Origin of the sequence: Acinetobacter sp. IK31 (genome assembly GCF_035615195.1) — a bacterium.
Classification (GTDB): domain Bacteria; phylum Pseudomonadota; class Gammaproteobacteria; order Pseudomonadales; family Moraxellaceae; genus Acinetobacter; species Acinetobacter calcoaceticus_C.
The window spans coordinates 219,784-238,560 of sequence record NZ_JANBOB010000033.1; the positions used below are offsets into that span (position 1 = coordinate 219,784).

Here is an 18,777-nt window from a genome sequence, read left to right on the forward strand (position 1 = left end):
TGACCTACAAATTAGCAATCCAGAACTTTGATGAAGTCCCCATTGATCCCCCGATTGCGCCTGTATCTATATGATGTGCAGCTGTTAAAACGACATACTTCTTACTATCAATTTCGAATATATCGCCTGCATTCCAATTCAAATTTAGCGGTCTCATTATGGTCCCCCGCAAAATCAAAACTTTTTCCAAGTTCTTTATTTGACGGGCATCTAAACCAGCTCTTTGAGTAACAGTATGTCCAGGGGTTATTGAGTCATCACCAACAACCGTTGAACCATTATTCTCCACGGTCACGAATGATGATTTTTGCATCAGTTCCAAAGGTTTACTGGATATCCAAACAACGCTACTTAGATCTAGTTTTGTGACAGCTTCCTGTTTAAATAAAGAATCTATTTTTTGAGCCGATATCTTGTTTTTTTGAAAACAAATAACCGCCGCTTCTTGCTGCAGATAATGGGCCAAGCGTTGTGTAGGCATTCTTCCTTTTAAACATACGAATTTTGGCAAGGGTAAATCACTGCCAAGACTGATTGTTGCCCCACAAGCGCGAATTACAGAATTAAAAGAGGTTTCATTACTGATAAAAGCTTGCTTAGAATATTCGATAAGACGTTTACAACCAGCCAAAATACCAATACATGTAATCCCACCAACACGGCGATCTTGTTTAATGGTCTGAGTTTTTAGTGGTGTGACTTTGATTAATTCAAATGGATGAGTAATATCATTTACAGTTAGTTGCTCCCCTTCTTTCAAAAGGGAGTCTAGTTCTGCTGTAGATTGGACAGTAAATTCAATTGATGCTGGAATAGGTACAAGATCAGTGCGTAAGGTTGCACTTATGAGCTCTGAAGCAGGAATAATCTTACCCGCAGATATAATGGTGATTTGCATTAACGGTTCCCCATGTTAAAACTCATTGGGGCCATTAAAAATGCAAGTTTTGGTAAATCGTCTTTCTTCTCATTATAGATTTGCTGTGCTTCTGAGACAGAAAGTCCATAACTTTCTACTCCTAGCCCTCTTGTAGCCTCAACTAATCGTGCTTGCAAAAGATCACAATGTGCCTTAACTAAAGGCAGAATGATTACGTACTCATCGCCGTTAAGTTCAATGGTTTCATTCAGTTCAATACTGGTGGTCGCTTTGGACTGGCAATCTAATACAGCCCATCCCGCATAAGATTTTGTCTCTTCAATAAACGCCTTAACGATGTCCTCAAGCAAAATTGAGTAACCAGTTAATTGATATTCTTTGTAGAGTTCTTCTGAAAGTTGCTGGATAGAACCAGCAACTACAGCATACCCCTCAGATTCAGGTAATAACTTCATATCAATTACCCGAAAAGATTGCCCAATTGGCGACCTACACCAGAAACTGCATTAACAAGGCTAGTGGCTTGTTGAGCAGTATTGATAACTTGCTGAACTCGGTTAACAAGATCAGCTGTACCATCGATTTCTTTTTTACCTGGCTGGATACTTCCATTAGTTCCAATGTTTGCAAAGCTACCGAAATAGTTGTAATCAATTGGACATGAAACAGTCATGACTTGTGAGCGGCTATCTGAATCATATTCCGCTGATTCAAAGCGAATAGCACAGTTTTCAAGTGCATAAGAACGGGTAAAACTACCTAGACGGCCATCGTAATAATCACCATGAATCATTCCCCCACTAGCAACGATATATTCAGCTAGAATTTGGTCATGACCTGCTTCGGTAACTAAAATCTGAAGGTTACCTGTGTATTTGGTTTTGGGTGGTCCAGCAACAATACCCGTAAAACCACCTGCATATTGAACTTCTGCCGGATCTTCATTACTGACAATAGGCCGTGGACAACTTTTAAATAAGAAGCGAAGATCTTCCATACCACGAGGCACAAACATACCTTGGCAAGCTAATAGTGGTGAACCAAGTTGCTGTAAGGCGATGTAATCTTGTTTAAGCTGATTAAGTAAAATTGGGTTAGCTTGTTGCATAATTTTGATGCTCAAAAGGCTGTTATACGCACCAAGATTAAAAGGTTATAGCCTCTACAAAGTTGAGTGGTTCCATAAAAAAAGCCACCATAAAAGGTAGCTTTTTTATCGGATTTTTTTACTCAATATTTGGAATTTTACTCCAAACTATCTCGAAGTCTTGAGGAGATAGAAGTTCTATATAGTGATTTTTAAGTTCATCTTTCCAACTGAGTATTTCATCTAACATATCTTTAGCAACTTCATTTTCAATTTTAAAACTTGAAGCACTACTCAATAGGTTCTTCCTTGTAATTTTTGTACCATCATCCCCAATTTGCATGGCTAAAGTTGTCGGAACATAAGTAACTTGGGGTACTACATCAAATAACGGTGCTAATTGCCATCTTCCACCTTGAAATATAAATGCATGATTTTTGGGATGGTCATCATCATTTCCAATCAGAGCATTGAAAAGCATACGCCTATACAATTCATGAATTTCTTCTTGAGAAATTCTTTTTCTAAGCATTTCATTTGCTAACAATGGATATGACCATCTCGAACGATCAGTTGTTGTCCATGCAGCATTTAATAAAGTTAAACCACTCAGCATTGGATAACGATAAAATCTTTTCGTTTCTTTATCAAATTCGCGATCAAATCGTTCTAAAATTAAAATATCTTTGACTATACCATTGTGGTTAATTGTTTTTAAATTGTGATTTGCGACATTAAACCCTTTTTTCGCCGCAAAACTTAAACATGCATACTCAATTCGTGGAATATTTGCAGGATCATTTATATCTTTAGGTTTTGCCAGATAAAGTTTTTTATCATCATATAGTGTTATTTTAGGTCTTGCACCACCCAATGATGTAGTTTGTGCTAGAGCTAAACTAATTTTATCAATCTCTTTCCCTGTTCTAATATTATTAGTAAATTCCAAGAAATCTTCGAGTTTAAGCATATCTTGAAAGTTTTCATCTGTTGCTTTTTTAGTAACTTTTCTTATTTCTCCTACACAAATAGCCCCAAATCTATCTGAGTTTTTTGAATGAATTAAGTAATCTAAACTTGTCCATGGGGTATCTTTTTCTGCACCAAAAATTCTCTGTAGCACTACTTGGCCCCAAGCATCAGGAACAATATCCATTACAAAATTAGGTATGCCCTTATTTTCATTTACTTCATATATATGTCCCTTTCTTAATGGATACTGTATTTCATCTGGTACCCAATTGATCGGATATGAAGGATTATAGATAAACTCCCCTTTATCATTAGCGACAGTTAAACGACCTAAAACTACAAACTCAGTTGTATCAGGCGCTTGAATATATAAATATATTGTCTGCTTCATTAAAAATCCTCATCCTTTACAACACCAACTCGAATACGTTTATGCATAACTTCTTCTTTTTTTATTTTTGGTAAGGACTGGTTTAACTTATCTAAAATTCCTAAGTACCAAATCGTTTTAAGTAGTGCTCCTGTTTCTACCGAAGTATCAGCGTTCTCAATGCGCTTTATAGTCGATAATGAAACCTCTACAGCCTCTGCCAGATCTACTTGACGCATGTTCTTTTCTAATCGATAAAATTTTATCAATTGACTTAAATCTTTTATAAAATTTTCAGCGTCTAGCGGAAAAAACTTTCCTTTGTAGTCCATATTTGAAACCTTAAGGCAATTAAAAGTTCATATTTGAACTATATTTTATATTAAATTTAATTAAATTAAAAACTAAAAGTCCATATAAGAAACTTTAAATAAATTAAGATCTCAGATATGAGCTATATAAATTATATTTAAATTGAAATAAAATTATAATTAATTGTTATATAAACATAAAAATAATTATTAATTTATATTTCTAAAAAAAAGAAAATTATTAATTTAATTAAAAATAGCTACTCTAAGGCAGCTATTTTTATCTTAGATTAGTTATCCAATATTAGGCGCGACACGGAGTACTTGCACCGAAGGTACATTACGCTCAAGACATTCTTGTACGCAAATGTAGTCAGGGTTTTTTGGGTCATAGCCAAGTTGCCCACGGATATTCCCTTTATGAATCGTCATGGGTTCATCAAAACGACCACGCTTAAAACGGCCAATAATGATTGTGTTGGTTAAAGACTGTTTTGTTGTAGCTTCAGTTTTATCAGTTTTTTTCTGATATTGGATGCCCGGCGCTTCACCTAAAATCTGTGTTGTATTCATGCTTATTTCCTCAATTTATTGTATTAAAGGTAAAGCCAAATCAATGACTTTACCTATTGAGCGATTAATAAATACCTAAACGTTTACCTTTATTAAATGATCGTAAACGCTTGCGGATGGCATTTGCGGAAAAAGCATGTAAACGCGCCTTCTTCATACCAGATTTTTGAGCCGAGGTTAAACGTACCTTTTGGCCTGGTAATCGCTTATTAACAACGGTTCTCTGTCCCTGACGAATAGCTAAAACACCGCGATAGTGGACTTTACGGCCATTAACGCTTCGCTGGCTAAATGCGCCGTTACGAGCTTTAATTTTCTTGGCAACCGAATCAAAGCCTTCTTCTGTTTCATCAGCTTCACCGAAAATGAATTCTCGAATCAGTTCCTCTAATTCTGGTCCTTCGTCAGGCATATTAGCGAGCACGGTATTTACAGCTGCTTCTAAGGCTACATCTGCTGCTTCGACATTTTCACTGAAAATTTCTTCAATATCAGTATCTACCACACCAAATGTTAAAAAAGCATCGGAAAGAGAAGACATTAATGCATTTTCATATATAGCATCACTTGCATCCCCCAAAGCATCAATAATTAATCCATCCAAATAATCAATGCCCATCTCATCTTCTTCAAGCTGATTTTCGCTAATAGCATCCACCGTATCTGAAAGGATGTTTAGAGCAATTTGACGTACTTGTTCAATAACTGACTGTTGCTCTCGGTCAGTACTAGATACCTTATTTGCAACTATCGAAATTTGCTCAGCTGCTGAATCAAATTTACGTAATTCTAAAGGTTTGTGTGTGGTTGGGCCAAATGGATTCATCTTTTAAGATCCTTAAATTATTTAACTAAAACATCGTCATCGAAAATTACAGCGCGAGTAGTACCTACTACACCATGCGCCAAATAAAGGCGGACCCGCTCATATGGGAAATCCGTATCTGGGACTAAGGAAAATTCAAAAGGCTTGCCACCAAGTTCTTCTGCATTTTTTAACCAACCAGTCGTTTCACTCGAAGCACCTTCAAGGAACGCTTGAATGTCATCACCCGCTTTTTTGATAAAATCTGGCGTAGCTTGAAACATGTATGTTTTAAGAATCTCAATACACTTATTAGTAACACGAGCAGAAATTTCAGCAGCTGGAATTAACCGTAGTGCACTGTTTTTGCTTTGATACTGAGTAAGAACATCACTTAAAACAAATAAAGTCGTTTCAAATTTCACAGGACGGACTACATTGACTTTAGCCTTTGCTAACATTTCTTGAATTTGTTCATCTTCAAGATCTATATCTGGCATCTGGCTAAGGTTTTTTGCTGTAAATGGATAGCTTTTCCATGCTACGGCGTCTTTCAAAGGTGCAAAACCCTGTTTATTCAACTTGGCATTTCGTAATAATTTATCGCCAATATAGTGACCTAAATAATACGCAGGTACTTTACGGCCTCTAAGAGTGACTGCATCACGAGCCCGACAAAGGTTAGGACTCCATATAAATTGCACAAACTGAGATTGGGCATCCACACTTTTAGCAAATTGGGCCGCTTGCTCTGCCGTAAATGTTGGGTCAATTTCTGCATCTAATGGAACACGTAATTTTGTTGCTGCTCGTTGAGCGGCAACATAAATTGGTAAATCATGGGGATTAGGTAATGTCAGATATGCTGGAGCATCTAATTGGCTTATGAGAATTTTATATAGTTCATCTGCATTAAATGAAGGTAAAGCTTCATCCTCTAAAGCCAATGTTTTTGAAGCTCTGCCCAAACTATTAACTTCGTTGTATGCAGTTGATTTGAGAATTGCTTGTAACGCATCAATGCCTAGCGTTAATTCAAATTTCTCTAAATATTCTTTGGCATCAGCTACGGCCACAATAGAAGTAGAGGTTTCAATATCTCCGTCTACTGATCCCTGCACAGAAACAATCAGATCACCAGTAACAGCATCTCTAATTATCAAACGCATTGTGATATCAGCTGGACCACGTGGGCTAGTTACTTTTGCAAAAAAAGCCACGTTGATTTCAGCATTAGCAAGATAACTGTATGTATCAAATTCTAATTTGAGTGATGGGCTTGCCCCTGCTACGAGGGATAGCTCACCAGTACTCGATAGAGCAAGTATATTCATTACATTACACGCCCAAGGCTATTTGTTTTAGGTATTTTGAGCTCTGGGCATAAACTGTTTCCTAGCTAGTTCCAATGTAAAAAAACCACTCGAAAGTGGTTTTTAAAATTACTTTGTTTTTACAAGGCACCAACTGGTTCCGCTGGTACTTCTGGTTCAGAAGGTACAATCTCAAGAACACTTCCTTTTAAACCATTAATTTGATCTAAATTCCCAAGTAATTGCTTATAAGCTTCATCACCAATCAAAGTAAAAGTAAATTTTTCACCAGCTTTTACTTTGACTTGAGAAAATGGTTCTGTAATGTCATTTAAACCGTTATTCTGCAAAGTAATAACCCGCTGAGTTGGTAGATCACCTACAGCGTCCATAATTGGGTTTGTGCCATCAATAATTAAACTAGTCATCTTATTACTCAACTGTTAAGTTTTTACCTAGCCCTTTCAATTGTCGTAAGTTTTCAAGGACCTGATGTTTAAATGTTTGGTTATGGCACGTAATGCTAGTAGTTTTACCTGATTCGAGAGCAACACGTGATAAAGGTTCTAGAACAGTTGTAAAACTGTTATTAGTCACGTTAATAACTAAAAGATCTACGTTATTGCCCTTTGCTTCTGCTAATGGTCCATCAATGAGTTGAGTGTTTGTAGAAGAACTTGTTTCTTGAGGCTTTGTATTGACCTCTTCTTTGTCCATTTCATTTACTTTTGATTCGGTTTCATTATTGACCTTTTCACTGATTTTTACTTCATCTGGTGTTGAATTTTCTGCTTTGGAGTCGCTGTTATCTTGGTCTTGGGGATTTAATAAATCTCCTTGATCTGAAGCTTTTTCATCACCAGCTTGGGTATTTTGAGTTTCTGTAGTTTTGTTGGTTTTACTTCGGGTATTTTTTTGTTTGATAGTAGCTTGATCATCTGTAGACGTTAATGTTTCATCGGTACTCTGAGTTGTTCCAGCCATGAGCTTTTCCTTACAAGAATTAGAATAAAAAAGGCGCATCGAAACGCGCCTTTCAGGTCATGTATTACGAATTTTTGAGGGAAGGCATATTGATACAGTGGATGACATAGCCCTGATCTGCATAACGTTCGAACGGGTTCATTTCTGCAGCTTGTGAGCCAATTAAGGTCAATACTGATTCACGTGCATCTGGACGTGTTTCAATAACAGATAATGGAGTTTGAATGAAGCCTACAAACGGCGCTCGAATTGGTTCATTTCCTCGACCAATTAAAAGCATATCAAAAGCAGTATCTGCTTCTGCTACAAGCTCTTGGGCTGAAGGCGCATGATAAACATTGGTACCATCGGCAAGGGTTCCGATGCGAACAATTTGACCGTAACCAGCGGTATAACCCGTTTTTGTCGGCATTTTATCATTCGACAACTGATTAAAGAAGACTGCTCCACTGTCACCGACATATAGATCATATGCAACAGTAGAGCCACCAGTACGCTGGTTAATGTCCAATTTAGCAGCGGAAATAAACTTATTTACTTCGCCAAACAAATCCGCAGTAGTATTAAATGCAGCTGCTAATTTACCAGTCACACCACGAGACGCATCAAAAGTAACTTCACGTTTTGAGTACTCAGCCAAGTCTTTAGCTTCACCTAACAATCGAACAGTTTGTTCCAAGAAAATTTTTCCTTGAACAATTGCTAAAGCTTGTCCCAGAAAACCAAGCTTAAGCTCATTATTCACTTGAGATTGCAATAAAGTTGATAAAGTAACCTGTGCCATAATTGGTGATGCCACCAAATTTTCGTACTCAGGCTCAAAATCTACACCGACCGGAATCATCAAGTAGTTATTGTTGCCATCACGAGCATCAAAATCTGCAACTAGATGGACTTCAACTTTTGCACCAGCTGGTAAGGCTTGATTTAATGTCACGCTAATTTTACTAGCTGTAATATCAATTTCACTGCCGACTACACGGTATTCAACACCATTGATTACAACATCTTTTTCTGCAATAGCGGAGATCTTGCCTGTTAGTTTTGACTTTGTGCGATTACGGGTATGTGCGACTTCTTTACCGTTAATTTTGATTGATACATTACCGGCAAGAAACGGCAATAATTTTGCATTAGCATCGGGTGTTTTAGCTTTGTAGTCATCGTAAGAAGTTCGTGCTGTTACCGAGTACGTTACACCTGCACCGCCATTCGACAAGGCAAAACGGAAACGCCCTTCTACATATGGCTTAGAAGCATTCGCACCATCTAAGTATTCTGATTTCTTCATTGCACCAAAGTCACGATTGGTGACAAAGCGAATTGATACAAGAGGAACTTCATTAGAACCATTAGAGTTCGGAATCATTGCAACAATAGGTGTTGCATACGCAATAACGTTGGCAATGGTTGCCACGGTAATGGCTGGTACAATACTTACAGATTCATGATGTTGATGATTAACATCATCAAAACCTGATTCATTAAGGCTGTCGTAGTAACTAAGTGCTTCAGCAGGTAATGCTGTAACTTGTTTAGCACCGGTTAAACCAGCAGTTAATGCAGCTGCGATAATTGAGGGATGTGGTAATTCCCCACCATGACGAGTTTGGTATTGTGCTACCCCATACATCACAGCTTTATCAACTTCAGGTGCATGTTCAATACCAATGGAATCAAAAATAGCTTTTAAAACTTCTGGGTATTCCCCTGATTCTACTTGAGCACTATCGAATCCATTTTCAAATTCATCTGTACCTTTAAAATAGTAATTTTGGCACTGAGCTGTAGCAATACGTTGCGCATCATACTTTTTACGAACTTCGTCTGATAAAACAGTCATTTTAAACCAGCCTTTGGCTTTCTATTTAAGATAACCAAAGTCTGACATGTGAGTTTTTTCTTGATTCTGGTCGGTTCCAAATATAAAAAAGTCCCCAAAAATGAGGACAAAGAAAATGTAGCTAAAGGACAATCTCAGCCCTTTATTGATATAGCTATCCGCTTACACCACTAGAAACATAAATTTCCACACTATCACCAGTTTTCACTTTATAACGGAGCTTATCCCAGCAATGTTGACGAAACGGTTCTGTATCCGGTGCAGCAGCTGTTAATGTAATAATTGGCACCCAATGTAAATCATTTTGTGGGTCAGCATTCGGAACATTACTTCCGAAAAATTCTACTTCTGCCCCGTTCCCGATTACCTGGTAATTGAAAATTGCAGAAGTACATTGTGCGGCTATTTCAATATCACCAGCCTTTTTACCTTTTTCATTAAAAACTAAATAACTCATTAACTCTCTCCATCACCCATAGGTGCAATAAACAAATCATCTCTACGGTTTAAAACATACTTACTGCCAAAATCTGCCATGAGGCTAAAACCAGTGATATTTACGATTTCAAACCACAACATTAAATTTTCATAAATCATTAACCCTAAAAGATCCCCTTCTTTTAGGATCATGTCGGGAATGTTGATTATCCTTTCCAATACATCGTCCAACTCATCATTAAATGGCTCTACTTGAGCAGTTAGCACCAAATCCGAGGGGTTATTCATAGAGAAGTTCTTTTGAATATAGCCACCATTAAATTTATCGAAATGAACATAAGCAGCGCCTTTATATTCATACTTGTAGTTAGGCTCGTCTTGAATCGATAGTGTGTTTGCTTCAAAAGATAAAGGATCTATTGGTTTTGAATCTTCAGCTGGATTATTGAAAATCACTTCTTTACGCCAAACTTGTGCTGGAATACTTGCTAATGCATTCATAACAACACGTCTCGCTGCTAAACGGCGACCATTAGCAACTTGATTTACTGATCTATTTAGCATTTTTACCTAAACCTTTCATGAAGACATTTAACATGTCCTGATCAATAGCACCTGACTTATGCAAGGCTTGAATTCTTTCAATTTGACTTGCTCTTACCGTTTCAATCTCAAAACGTTTGAGGGTTTTTAATTCGCGTTCTAAGAGCTTTTTCGCAACTTTATCTGCTCTACGCATCATTTCATTTTCAGCTTTTTGAATATTTGCTTTGATTGGTTTCGTAGAACCATTCATCAAATCTTTTACTTGTTCATTAATCGAATTCTGAATTTGCTTATCAGTTTGCTTATATCGAGCACCAACTTGTTTCTGGCGGTCTTTCTCTACTTCTTTTTTAAGATATGCAATGCCTGATGGTGAACCTATCCACTTAACAACACGCAAAACATGCTTACAAGCCACACCAGACAAGTGAGGGTTACGTATTTTCGGGAAACCTCCTTCATCTCGACCTAGGTTATAACCACCAATAGTTGCCATGTATCGATACCAAAACGTATGTCGCTCACAATCACATTGGAATTTGATTTTCCCTTTAGCCAAACGGTTTTTAACAGTACTTGAGGCTTGTTTATCAATATCAAAAACAACTGATTTAAAGTTTGAGAACTCAATTTCAACGTGGTGATTTAAGACTTTACTTTTTGGACCGGCATTAGTGAGTAAATGCACTAAACCTGCTTTTCTACTTACTGGTACCGCCAAATGGATTTGCTCATTTGCCCGATCAATATCATCTTGTCGGCTTAAATTAATGATGTTTTGAGGGGTAATACCTTTACTATATTGATCTTTTAAAAGTTGAATGTTTTCTTGAAATGCCAAGATATCATCACGGGTGATACGCCTTGGCACTTCTCCATTTTGCTGACCTAAGGTTGTAAAAAGAACCCGTTCAACATCGTATTTTTCACCTTGCGAAATGTCATGTGGCCGCAAGAACATAGGTTTAGGGATCTTTCGTCCCCAATCATCATATTCAATTTCTTTTTCAGCAAACGCCCTTTGGTCCCTGTCCGCTTTTTGACGACTCTGTTGATCTCTACGTACTGCACCGTTTTGCAAAGACTGATTTAATTGAAGCTGAGCACGGCGGAAATCATCTGGCTTGAACTCTGACATATTAATTATCCTGCAAATATTCTTTTTGAAGTTTTAATAAATCTGCAAGCCTTGGAAATGCTACCTTTTGAAGTGGTAACTTTTCCCAAATACCATTGGCTCCACAAGCCACAAGAACCGCATCAATTTGATTTCGTGAACCATAAACTTTGTAGCTTAAGAGTGATGGATCTTGTGATTCATCCTCTTTGATTTCCCAAACAATCAGATTCTGAATATTGTTTCGTTGAAGATTTCGGTGAATTAGGTCTCTAATAGCATTTCGATAATCATTTCTCATACTGTTTCACCTGCTTATGCTGAAACAGTACTTACACGGGCAAAGCCGCCAATACCCGTTTTACCGCTATTACCATTACTTTCTGTTATATGCCCAGCTTCGCCAACAACTAGAGTCATGTACTGCGTTTTTTCGGATGTATTGGAATATCTACAAATGAGTAAACCACCGCTTGCACCACCACCGCCAAGTGCCCAGCCATCATCACCAACACCATTTGCACCATCGCCACCCGCACCCCAGTTTGAAACTGTACTTACAGAAGCACCGCCTTTATGGTTCAACTGATTTGCAGCTGTACCAGCATTACCGAGTTTTCTAGAAATTTCCGTAATGCTTGAAGTAACCGTAATTGCACTAGCTAAACCACCTGCACCGTTAGAGAACGCACTACCATTTGACCATTGGCCGCTTGTCCCGCCTTTCCCACCACCGACAACAGCCAAATCAAGCTCATTTAAACGTAAGCGTGTATCAGTACCATGTGTTCCGTGGGCCAAAACTCCTAATTCCCATACACTGCCGCCCCCAGCTCCACCAGCGCCAACTAGAATGAACTCTTTTAGCTCTTTAGGCTGAATTGGAATAATATAAACGCCTGGTACAGTGTAATCGCCGTTACCATCATTTAGTGTTTCTGCTGCTACCTGAAGAACGGACCAGCTAACGGCACCTGAATAGTCAATTCGATTTTGACCTGAACGATTCCAAACTTCATAAGAGAACGATTTTTCAGCCCGAGTGATTGACCATCCCTCATGAGAACTTTCTGGTGTAAGTTGAATAGCATATTTTGAGTCACGTAAATCCGTTACTTTTCCACCTAAATCGATAATTGCGGTCTTCCCAACATTGACACCTGCACCAATTAGTTTTGGATATTGAGAATCTAAATATTTTTTTAAATCTATTAGCTGTATTACTAAATTTTTAGATGAAGTATCTAAACCATCGATCTGATCTTGTAAATCATCATCCTTGGTCTTCACGTCCTTCTTAAATGCATATTGTGGGTGTGGATCTTCGTGTGCATTATGTTCGGTCATAAGCTTACGAGTTAATGCGCCGTATTGCGGGTGTGGATCTTCATCAGCGCTATGCTGGTTCATCAACATGACAGCAATTGGAGTATTGGGATCAATCTTAATTGTTACTTTATCTAGATTAACATCAGTTAAAACAAATCCAAATGTCAGTATTGCAACAACGTTTGCATGTAACGACATGATTGATTCAGCTGTAGTCGTTGAAGCAACCGCAAGTAAAGTACCATCTGATAGATAAATCCCTAACTCAAATACTTCCATTGTTAGAGTAGGTTCAATACTCATCACAAAACGTAAAGTGCCCGTTTCTGAATCTACATCTCCGCCACTTAAAGAAAATCTAGCTAACTCATTTTTAAGTGAAGTTAAAGTTTTTGCCTCTTTTGATGCATCAAATTTGCTGGTACCAACAGCAAGATGTGTCAATTCCCCACCGAAACTAGCGACATCTCCAACTTTATTTAAAGCATTCCGACCAACATCAGTTAAAAAGAAGTTAATAGCCATAACCCACCCATACGATTTATTTAACTATGGTAGTTATGGCTCAAGGTTATTTTAGGGGTCAGTTCCATTAGCTTGATCATTTTCTGCAGCTTGCCTTAATGCTGCAAATCTAGACTTACGATCCGCTTGTTCTCGGCCTTCTGGCGTATCATCCGTTACATTTACAGTTTCATATGCTTCTGTGTAATGAACGTTTTCTAAGAATAGGAAAGCAAAAGCATCACCTAAATCGGGCGATTTAATACCCATACGCCTCATTTCATCCTTACTCAAAATTTTATATCTAGCAAAGTCATCAAAGCGGTAAGGAATGTGGATCAATTGATCTTTAATTTTTACATGGTGCTTTTTCGTTTTCATTTTAAAGCGGCCACTTGCGACTGCTCGAGCAAATCCAACGTAGGCTAAGGAACGCTTATTTGTAAACTCTTTGCGGTTATCGTTACTAAAGCACTGTGAACCCCAGTATACAGGCACATAGAAAATGCCTTGTTTTTTCAAGTATTGGCCTAAGCCTTTACCAGCACCGTTATCATCTACAACTAAGTTTGCATTTGGATACTGTAAAAGTAATTCATTAATTTTTGCGAATAGTTCAAGAATATCGTCTCGGTTTTTACACAGCGGAATATCTACCACTTCTACACGACGAGCTCGTTCTCCCCATTGAGCCTCCCCCCAAACCTTACTAATTACAATAACTGAGTCATCTCGACCTACACCACCACCCACGTCCACGGTAATAATATAGCCGAATTGATGGTCATCAAAAATACTTGCGCCAACATACATTTCTTCTGTCTGACGCTTGGTTATTAAGAACTCATCGGATAAATCAGGAAATTCACCAAGTACACGAATTTTGTATTGTGCATCGTCACGGCTACCATATTTTTGCCGTTGTTCTTCTAGAGATTGCTTACTTACAAGGGGTGATTCCTCCCCGTTAAAAGTTAAAGCAATCCATACCCCACCAGCCCGATGACTTAGCTTGTGATGAGTCTCATAGAACATACCCGCGTTACGGGTAGGCTGAGAAGTCATTACAGCGCGGTTATCTTCATGCGTTAAAGCACCAAACGCCACATCAAGTACAGCATCATCTACACCGCTGGCCTCATCGACCCACACCATATAGTTATCGCCGTGGTTACCAGCGAGGTTAGTTGGCTGATGCTTTGGTGCAGTCTTAGCAAAGACATACCACTTTTCTTTATATCCCTTGATATAAACCAGTTCTGACTGATACCCAACATAATCAGCGAGCCATGCCAAAGGCCCTTGTTTCAATCGCGCTAGATTGATACTGATTTCTTTCCAAACTTGTTTTTTTAACTGCCCGATTTGCGGGGCAGTAAACATCATGATTGATTCATCAAAAAACAAGAGATGCCACAGGGCAACAATACCCGCACTGGCAGTTTTACCAGTGTTATGAAGGACTAAATCATCTTCACCTAAAAAGAATGGATCTGGATCAAGTACAAAGCCGTAATATTTGCCTTCACCAAGCCCAGTTACCAATGAGATTTTTAAAGGCTTAATTTCCCCATCTTCAAGCCGATAGGATGCAAACTGTTCTCTATTTTCTGGCTTAAGATTCATGTACTGGGAAACAAGCAATTCAATCTTGTCGCCCTTTGACCAGCCGTTACCATCGTATAAAGAGATTAAACAAAGGATATGAGATTTATTAAAGGTATGAGCCTTACCATTCTCATATTCAAACCGGAACATTTCCTGATAACCGGTTACTGTTTTTATTACGTCCAGCTCTGTTTTGCCATCTGCAGCAAGGATCTTATGATTTAGATTAATACGCTCAACAGGTATAAATTTCCCATTGGCTAATTTGATTAATGTGCCTTTACCAAAACAGCCATGGCCCGAAGCAACGGAGGTACGGCTACCATCAAAGGCTATTGATTCAAAAAGTAATTCTTGTTGCCATGTCGGTTCGACACCTAAAGCTTCTACGGCGAAAGCATAGATGTCGTATCGATAACGTTCACAAAGTTCCCACCATTCAGGGATTTCTTTCAATGGTGCTAAAGCCATACCGTAAAAACACCATCAATTAAAAGAATGAAAAAGGAAGCATGGTTTGATCTACTGCATCTTCTTCAAACTGGTTCCCCTCAGTAATCGAATAACCTTTAGCAATTTTTGTACTTGCCCAAACCGCTAAAAGGATTGCAATGTGCCCGTTGTTTAAACTGCTGCTATCAAACTCTTGCTGAAGACCGTTTTTATCGACTTTACGGATTTCAAGTACGTTTTTTGGGTTGTACTGGTTAAGCTTCGGCTCAATTTCAATTAACTTTGCTCTGAAACGAGCTTGGTAAATTGAAATCACTTCTTCTAAGTGCTCTTTGGCATTGAAACTTAATTGCCAGTTTTGTACCTGATCTGGGGAGTCAGTCACTACAACCGTTTGATCTCTTAATTTAATTGGTACAGGTAAATTTGAATAAACTTCAGTCTTTTGGATCACTAGCTCGCCAGTGTCAGCAAAAACAGCTCCAATTAAACGAATCGGTTGATCTGAGAAACCGGCAACACGGCTGTCTATACGAATAATTTTAGACATAGCATTTTCCCCTAACGCCGTTTTCGTTCTAACTTGGTCTGGCATTCAATACAGAACTTCACGCCACCAAGAGCTCTACGTCGCTCAGGGATTTCTTCACCACACTCAAGGCATTCTTTTTCAGATTCACCTTCAAAACGGCACCGGTTCGCAATTTCTTGCTGTAGTAAATATTCAGCACTTTCTTGTGCTTTATCGATTAAGTCAGTCATCTATACGCTCAACTGTAATTTCACCTGTCTCAATGTCACCCTTCACGCGCTGGTGATCGAGTGGCGTGTATTGGTCAGCTTGAACTACGACCTTGTCGTTAATTGCGGGCTGTTCCACCGCTGATCCGTCAGGTTCATAGCCATTTCCCGTGTTTTGGTCAAAAGGACCTCCAAAACCAATGACATTTGGCGTATAACCGACTAGCTGAATATCTACAGTTGAGATAGAAAGGTTGATTGCTTCACTAGGGACTGGGGATGGAAAAAGCTCATTTTCAAAAGCGGTGAAATTTGAATTAACAACATGCTCATTCCATTGCTGGAAAGGCACGTTGAAACGGCGGTTATCACTGCTAGACATATACGCGCAAAATTGATCAATGACTGAGCGTAAGTCATTAGGATTAGTGGCAAAGAATGCGATTTGAGCTCTTACTGTTGTTGGTACCAGTCGAACCTTAACCCGCTTTTCATCAATAATTGTCTCAATGAAATCAGGGACTGGTAATAACTGGTTAACATCAGGCGGCTGATCTGTAAGAGCTGTAGCTGTGAGCATTACGGGTAAAAGTACTTTTGACCCTTCATCATGCTTCTGACTTTTTCTGTATTCAGAAAGCATCGCCTCTGAATCATCCATCATCCGTGACGGACATGCTTTTATAGCGCCGCCAATGGCTCTTAATTTCCAGTCAGCCGTTAATTGCGTCTCAGGCATATACCAAGCCCGAAAATTAACAAGCTGCTTATACCAAGCATTTTGAATGCTTTTTAGTGAATCATTGGGGTAATTCATTTTTACCCCCATACACTAAAAATATTGCCAAAAGACTTTTTCGGCTTCGGCTGTTTCTCTTTTACATTTGGTTGGTCCAAACCTTGAAGAACTTGTACGGCGTGTTGCTGTACTGAATCAAAGCTTTTAACTTCATGAACCATGCCTGTATAAAGGTCTTTTTTACGTTCTTCTCTTAGTTCTTGACGGCGTTTTTGTTTCGCCATTTCATCGGATAATTCACCTACTAAACCTTGGGCATTACCCAACTCATTTAAAAGGTGGATCTGACTGTTGATATTGTCGTAAGTCTGGAAGATTTGGTCTTCAAGCAATTGAGCAATAACAATTTCAGAGGGCGATAACTGAGAAATATCAGTTGCACTATCAAAACAAGAAACAATGCCTTCTGGCTCTTCAGGAACAAATAAACCATCAAATAACTGACCATCACCGACATTACTTGCATAGTTAGGCTGTGCAACAAAGTCAAAACCAAAAAAGCCCGTTGGAATGAGACGACCACCGATATTCTTGTAATTAACTGATGTACTAAAGCCACCCGCTTGAGCTTTATAATCTTGTAATGCGATCTCACCAGGTTCGTTATCATAAAACTCTTCTCGGTGTTCAACCGTTCCATCATTTGAAGCACGCAACTCAATTGTTTTAAATGCCCGTGAAAGATATACGATTCTACCTTTTATGATCACCGTTTCAGGCGGCACCATACCATAGCGCTGTCGAATATGATGTCCGTAAAAGCCCTGCAATGAATTAGTAGAAACCATCTCTTGTACATGGTCACTATTAATCAAATTAATCATTGCGCCTACATCGACATTACTTCGATCTACACCAGTATATTTACGGCATCGATCATGTAGGTTGTAAGAGAGAACTTTAGTCTTTCTATTTCTGCTAGCCATAAAAATAGCCCCAATGCTGTTTGGGGCTATTGTTTCAGTTCATTAGCTATCGAATTTTAATCAGTTCCAGATCATATCTTTTGATCAAACTTAATCATTTCCAGTAGCTTGTCATGTTGTTTATCTTCTAGGGTTGCATCAAAGATGTATCCACTTTTAAGAGAGATAAAAACATCATAAAAGCTCTCATAAACCATGCTGCCTCTATGATCACTTTTAGAGACTTGCATACAATCCATTTCAGATAAGTCAATTAATTGAGAACAACCACGCTTTCGACAAAAAATACTTAATCGCATACTTCACCCAATTACTTAACAAGTGTGCCTTCAACACCACGAGCACGGCGCTCGGATGTTCGCTTATTAAATTCGTTCAACGCACTTTCCATATAAGCAATCGCTTGTTTGTTGAACTCACTTGGGAAATTTTCATCCAAAGTCTTTGTACGGTGGATTAGGATTTGTAATAACGCTTCACTGGTCGCCCCATTAATACCATGTTCTGAGATTGGGCCATCTTGGAAGTGAATGCTAATTTCAAAGTCATTGGCATTTTGCTTTTCATTATTAGATGAAATCTTATAGTAGTGCCCTTGCTTGTAGGCTGTGATGCCTTCAACCATTTCCCCTTTAACTACATTATCAATTTCTTGTGGTTCTAATTCTCGGTTTGCATACCCTAAGAAGTGATCAACCAAGAGGTTTTCATCATTCTTATTAATTCCTTCAGCAATTCCTACTAAAACAGTAATTTGATCTTGTTGCATATAAAAAAGTCCTGAACTTATGTACAGGACTATGAAATCATTTTGTCTTTGAGCGCTAACTCAACAGTTCCAAAATATAATTATTAATCAGAGTATTCATACTTTAATAATTTCCCTGATTCATCCTTAAATATATTAAGAAATATAACTTGGCTATTATTTTTTGTCTGAATACGGATTTTATAATGGTTATGGGCAGGTAAACTAGGCGAACCAGAAAACCTACCTTTAGAAACAATACTATAGCTTTCAACCTCTCCGTAATCCTTCTTTAATTTAGAGTCATCAGAAAGTATTTTTTCAATGTATTTAGTGTCTTCATCACTTTTCATTGCTTTATCTAGTACTGGCTCAACTAAAAGGGCAATTAATAAACCTATTACAGCAAAAATTATAAATTTTTTCATGA

24 protein-coding genes are annotated in these 18,777 nt (G+C 38.3%); all 24 read right to left on the reverse strand.

All coding sequences use genetic code 11. The features are described from left to right. Nucleotides 1-4: 4 nt before the first annotated feature. Complete coding sequence (locus tag MSG66_RS17795) at nucleotides 5-898, reverse strand: hypothetical protein (protein WP_324654800.1); 894 nt, start codon at nucleotides 896-898, stop codon at nucleotides 5-7. Then, nucleotides 898-1,341 carry a hypothetical protein gene (locus MSG66_RS17800; protein WP_133973182.1) on the reverse strand — a complete coding sequence of 148 codons (444 nt, stop codon included), beginning with the start codon at nucleotides 1,339-1,341 and terminating at the stop codon, nucleotides 898-900. Before MSG66_RS17800 ends, MSG66_RS17795 begins: the two co-directional genes overlap by 1 nt. Beyond that, complete coding sequence (locus tag MSG66_RS17805; protein WP_324654801.1) at nucleotides 1,341-1,988, reverse strand: hypothetical protein; 648 nt, start codon at nucleotides 1,986-1,988, stop codon at nucleotides 1,341-1,343. The genes MSG66_RS17800 and MSG66_RS17805 overlap by 1 nt, the downstream gene beginning before the upstream one ends. 118 nt (nucleotides 1,989-2,106) lie before the next feature. Further along, nucleotides 2,107-3,330, reverse strand: coding sequence for a type II toxin-antitoxin system HipA family toxin (locus MSG66_RS17810; protein ID WP_133973178.1), 1,224 nt, complete (start codon nucleotides 3,328-3,330; stop codon nucleotides 2,107-2,109). Further along, on the reverse strand, nucleotides 3,330-3,641 hold the full coding sequence (locus MSG66_RS17815) for a helix-turn-helix domain-containing protein (RefSeq protein ID WP_133973176.1): 312 nt from the start codon (nucleotides 3,639-3,641) through the stop codon (nucleotides 3,330-3,332). Before MSG66_RS17815 ends, MSG66_RS17810 begins: the two co-directional genes overlap by 1 nt. Nucleotides 3,642-3,914: 273 nt before the next feature. After that, nucleotides 3,915-4,193 carry a hypothetical protein gene (locus MSG66_RS17820; RefSeq protein ID WP_324654802.1) on the reverse strand — a complete coding sequence of 93 codons (279 nt, stop codon included), beginning with the start codon at nucleotides 4,191-4,193 and terminating at the stop codon, nucleotides 3,915-3,917. A 64-nt stretch (nucleotides 4,194-4,257) separates the two neighbouring features. Beyond that, nucleotides 4,258-5,019, reverse strand: a complete 762-nt coding sequence (locus MSG66_RS17825; RefSeq protein ID WP_133973172.1) for a hypothetical protein — start codon at nucleotides 5,017-5,019, stop codon at nucleotides 4,258-4,260. 17 nt (nucleotides 5,020-5,036) lie between these two features. Beyond that, nucleotides 5,037-6,332 (reverse strand): hypothetical protein, encoded by a 1,296-nt coding sequence (locus MSG66_RS17830; RefSeq protein ID WP_324654803.1) that lies wholly within the window; start codon nucleotides 6,330-6,332, stop codon nucleotides 5,037-5,039. 119 nt (nucleotides 6,333-6,451) lie between these two features. Next, a complete protein-coding gene (locus tag MSG66_RS17835; protein ID WP_133973168.1) occupies nucleotides 6,452-6,739 on the reverse strand; it encodes a hypothetical protein in 288 nt (95 codons plus the stop codon). Between the two features lie 4 nt (nucleotides 6,740-6,743). After that, the gene (locus MSG66_RS17840) at nucleotides 6,744-7,295 is read right to left on the reverse strand and encodes a hypothetical protein (protein ID WP_133973166.1); all 552 of its coding nucleotides are present in this window, start codon (nucleotides 7,293-7,295) and stop codon (nucleotides 6,744-6,746) included. A gap of 64 nt (nucleotides 7,296-7,359) precedes the next feature. Further along, nucleotides 7,360-9,138 (reverse strand): hypothetical protein, encoded by a 1,779-nt coding sequence (locus MSG66_RS17845; RefSeq protein WP_133973164.1) that lies wholly within the window; start codon nucleotides 9,136-9,138, stop codon nucleotides 7,360-7,362. Nucleotides 9,139-9,292: 154 nt separating this feature from the next. Further along, nucleotides 9,293-9,595, reverse strand: a complete 303-nt coding sequence (locus MSG66_RS17850; protein WP_133973162.1) for a hypothetical protein — start codon at nucleotides 9,593-9,595, stop codon at nucleotides 9,293-9,295. Then, nucleotides 9,595-10,140 (reverse strand): hypothetical protein, encoded by a 546-nt coding sequence (locus MSG66_RS17855; protein ID WP_133973160.1) that lies wholly within the window; start codon nucleotides 10,138-10,140, stop codon nucleotides 9,595-9,597. The genes MSG66_RS17850 and MSG66_RS17855 overlap by 1 nt, the downstream gene beginning before the upstream one ends. Further along, nucleotides 10,130-11,260, reverse strand: coding sequence for a hypothetical protein (locus MSG66_RS17860; protein WP_133973158.1), 1,131 nt, complete (start codon nucleotides 11,258-11,260; stop codon nucleotides 10,130-10,132). The genes MSG66_RS17855 and MSG66_RS17860 overlap by 11 nt, the downstream gene beginning before the upstream one ends. A 1-nt stretch (nucleotide 11,261) precedes the next feature. Beyond that, nucleotides 11,262-11,540, reverse strand: a complete 279-nt coding sequence (locus MSG66_RS17865) for a hypothetical protein (RefSeq protein ID WP_324654804.1) — start codon at nucleotides 11,538-11,540, stop codon at nucleotides 11,262-11,264. Nucleotides 11,541-11,554: 14 nt separating this feature from the next. Beyond that, complete coding sequence (locus MSG66_RS17870; RefSeq protein WP_324654805.1) at nucleotides 11,555-13,093, reverse strand: phage tail protein; 1,539 nt, start codon at nucleotides 13,091-13,093, stop codon at nucleotides 11,555-11,557. Between the two features lie 51 nt (nucleotides 13,094-13,144). Beyond that, entirely contained in the window at nucleotides 13,145-15,151 is a 2,007-nt protein-coding gene (locus MSG66_RS17875) for a terminase (RefSeq protein ID WP_324654806.1), read from the reverse strand. A gap of 19 nt (nucleotides 15,152-15,170) precedes the next feature. Then, on the reverse strand, nucleotides 15,171-15,683 hold the full coding sequence (locus tag MSG66_RS17880; RefSeq protein WP_013197573.1) for a hypothetical protein: 513 nt from the start codon (nucleotides 15,681-15,683) through the stop codon (nucleotides 15,171-15,173). A gap of 11 nt (nucleotides 15,684-15,694) precedes the next feature. Next, the gene (locus tag MSG66_RS17885) at nucleotides 15,695-15,895 is read right to left on the reverse strand and encodes a TraR/DksA C4-type zinc finger protein (protein ID WP_013197572.1); all 201 of its coding nucleotides are present in this window, start codon (nucleotides 15,893-15,895) and stop codon (nucleotides 15,695-15,697) included. After that, nucleotides 15,888-16,691, reverse strand: a complete 804-nt coding sequence (locus MSG66_RS17890; RefSeq protein ID WP_133973151.1) for a hypothetical protein — start codon at nucleotides 16,689-16,691, stop codon at nucleotides 15,888-15,890. The genes MSG66_RS17885 and MSG66_RS17890 overlap by 8 nt, the downstream gene beginning before the upstream one ends. Before the next feature lie 2 nt (nucleotides 16,692-16,693). Further along, the gene (locus tag MSG66_RS17895) at nucleotides 16,694-17,599 is read right to left on the reverse strand and encodes a hypothetical protein (RefSeq protein ID WP_133973149.1); all 906 of its coding nucleotides are present in this window, start codon (nucleotides 17,597-17,599) and stop codon (nucleotides 16,694-16,696) included. A 71-nt stretch (nucleotides 17,600-17,670) separates the two neighbouring features. After that, complete coding sequence (locus MSG66_RS17900; protein ID WP_133973147.1) at nucleotides 17,671-17,898, reverse strand: hypothetical protein; 228 nt, start codon at nucleotides 17,896-17,898, stop codon at nucleotides 17,671-17,673. Nucleotides 17,899-17,909: 11 nt separating this feature from the next. After that, nucleotides 17,910-18,368, reverse strand: coding sequence for a hypothetical protein (locus MSG66_RS17905; protein ID WP_133973145.1), 459 nt, complete (start codon nucleotides 18,366-18,368; stop codon nucleotides 17,910-17,912). Between the two features lie 83 nt (nucleotides 18,369-18,451). Next, complete coding sequence (locus MSG66_RS17910) at nucleotides 18,452-18,775, reverse strand: hypothetical protein (protein WP_087400758.1); 324 nt, start codon at nucleotides 18,773-18,775, stop codon at nucleotides 18,452-18,454. Nucleotides 18,776-18,777: the final 2 nt, after the last annotated feature.

Coding starts and splice junctions, on each gene's coding strand:
- MSG66_RS17795 (WP_324654800.1), bottom strand. CDS start 898: ATGCAAATCACCATTATATCTGCGGGTAAGATTATTCCTGCTTCAGAG.
- MSG66_RS17805 (WP_324654801.1), bottom strand. CDS start 1,988: ATGCAACAAGCTAACCCAATTTTACTTAATCAGCTTAAACAAGATTAC.
- MSG66_RS17810 (WP_133973178.1), bottom strand. CDS start 3,330: ATGAAGCAGACAATATATTTATATATTCAAGCGCCTGATACAACTGAG.
- MSG66_RS17815 (WP_133973176.1), bottom strand. CDS start 3,641: ATGGACTACAAAGGAAAGTTTTTTCCGCTAGACGCTGAAAATTTTATA.
- MSG66_RS17820 (WP_324654802.1), bottom strand. CDS start 4,193: ATGAATACAACACAGATTTTAGGTGAAGCGCCGGGCATCCAATATCAG.
- MSG66_RS17825 (WP_133973172.1), bottom strand. CDS start 5,019: ATGAATCCATTTGGCCCAACCACACACAAACCTTTAGAATTACGTAAA.
- MSG66_RS17830 (WP_324654803.1), bottom strand. CDS start 6,332: ATGAATATACTTGCTCTATCGAGTACTGGTGAGCTATCCCTCGTAGCA.
- MSG66_RS17835 (WP_133973168.1), bottom strand. CDS start 6,739: ATGACTAGTTTAATTATTGATGGCACAAACCCAATTATGGACGCTGTA.
- MSG66_RS17840 (WP_133973166.1), bottom strand. CDS start 7,295: ATGGCTGGAACAACTCAGAGTACCGATGAAACATTAACGTCTACAGAT.
- MSG66_RS17845 (WP_133973164.1), bottom strand. CDS start 9,138: ATGACTGTTTTATCAGACGAAGTTCGTAAAAAGTATGATGCGCAACGT.
- MSG66_RS17850 (WP_133973162.1), bottom strand. CDS start 9,595: ATGAGTTATTTAGTTTTTAATGAAAAAGGTAAAAAGGCTGGTGATATT.
- MSG66_RS17855 (WP_133973160.1), bottom strand. CDS start 10,140: ATGCTAAATAGATCAGTAAATCAAGTTGCTAATGGTCGCCGTTTAGCA.
- MSG66_RS17860 (WP_133973158.1), bottom strand. CDS start 11,260: ATGTCAGAGTTCAAGCCAGATGATTTCCGCCGTGCTCAGCTTCAATTA.
- MSG66_RS17865 (WP_324654804.1), bottom strand. CDS start 11,540: ATGAGAAATGATTATCGAAATGCTATTAGAGACCTAATTCACCGAAAT.
- MSG66_RS17870 (WP_324654805.1), bottom strand. CDS start 13,093: ATGGCTATTAACTTCTTTTTAACTGATGTTGGTCGGAATGCTTTAAAT.
- MSG66_RS17875 (WP_324654806.1), bottom strand. CDS start 15,151: ATGGCTTTAGCACCATTGAAAGAAATCCCTGAATGGTGGGAACTTTGT.
- MSG66_RS17880 (WP_013197573.1), bottom strand. CDS start 15,683: ATGTCTAAAATTATTCGTATAGACAGCCGTGTTGCCGGTTTCTCAGAT.
- MSG66_RS17885 (WP_013197572.1), bottom strand. CDS start 15,895: ATGACTGACTTAATCGATAAAGCACAAGAAAGTGCTGAATATTTACTA.
- MSG66_RS17890 (WP_133973151.1), bottom strand. CDS start 16,691: ATGAATTACCCCAATGATTCACTAAAAAGCATTCAAAATGCTTGGTAT.
- MSG66_RS17895 (WP_133973149.1), bottom strand. CDS start 17,599: ATGGCTAGCAGAAATAGAAAGACTAAAGTTCTCTCTTACAACCTACAT.
- MSG66_RS17900 (WP_133973147.1), bottom strand. CDS start 17,898: ATGCGATTAAGTATTTTTTGTCGAAAGCGTGGTTGTTCTCAATTAATT.
- MSG66_RS17905 (WP_133973145.1), bottom strand. CDS start 18,368: ATGCAACAAGATCAAATTACTGTTTTAGTAGGAATTGCTGAAGGAATT.
- MSG66_RS17910 (WP_087400758.1), bottom strand. CDS start 18,775: ATGAAAAAATTTATAATTTTTGCTGTAATAGGTTTATTAATTGCCCTT.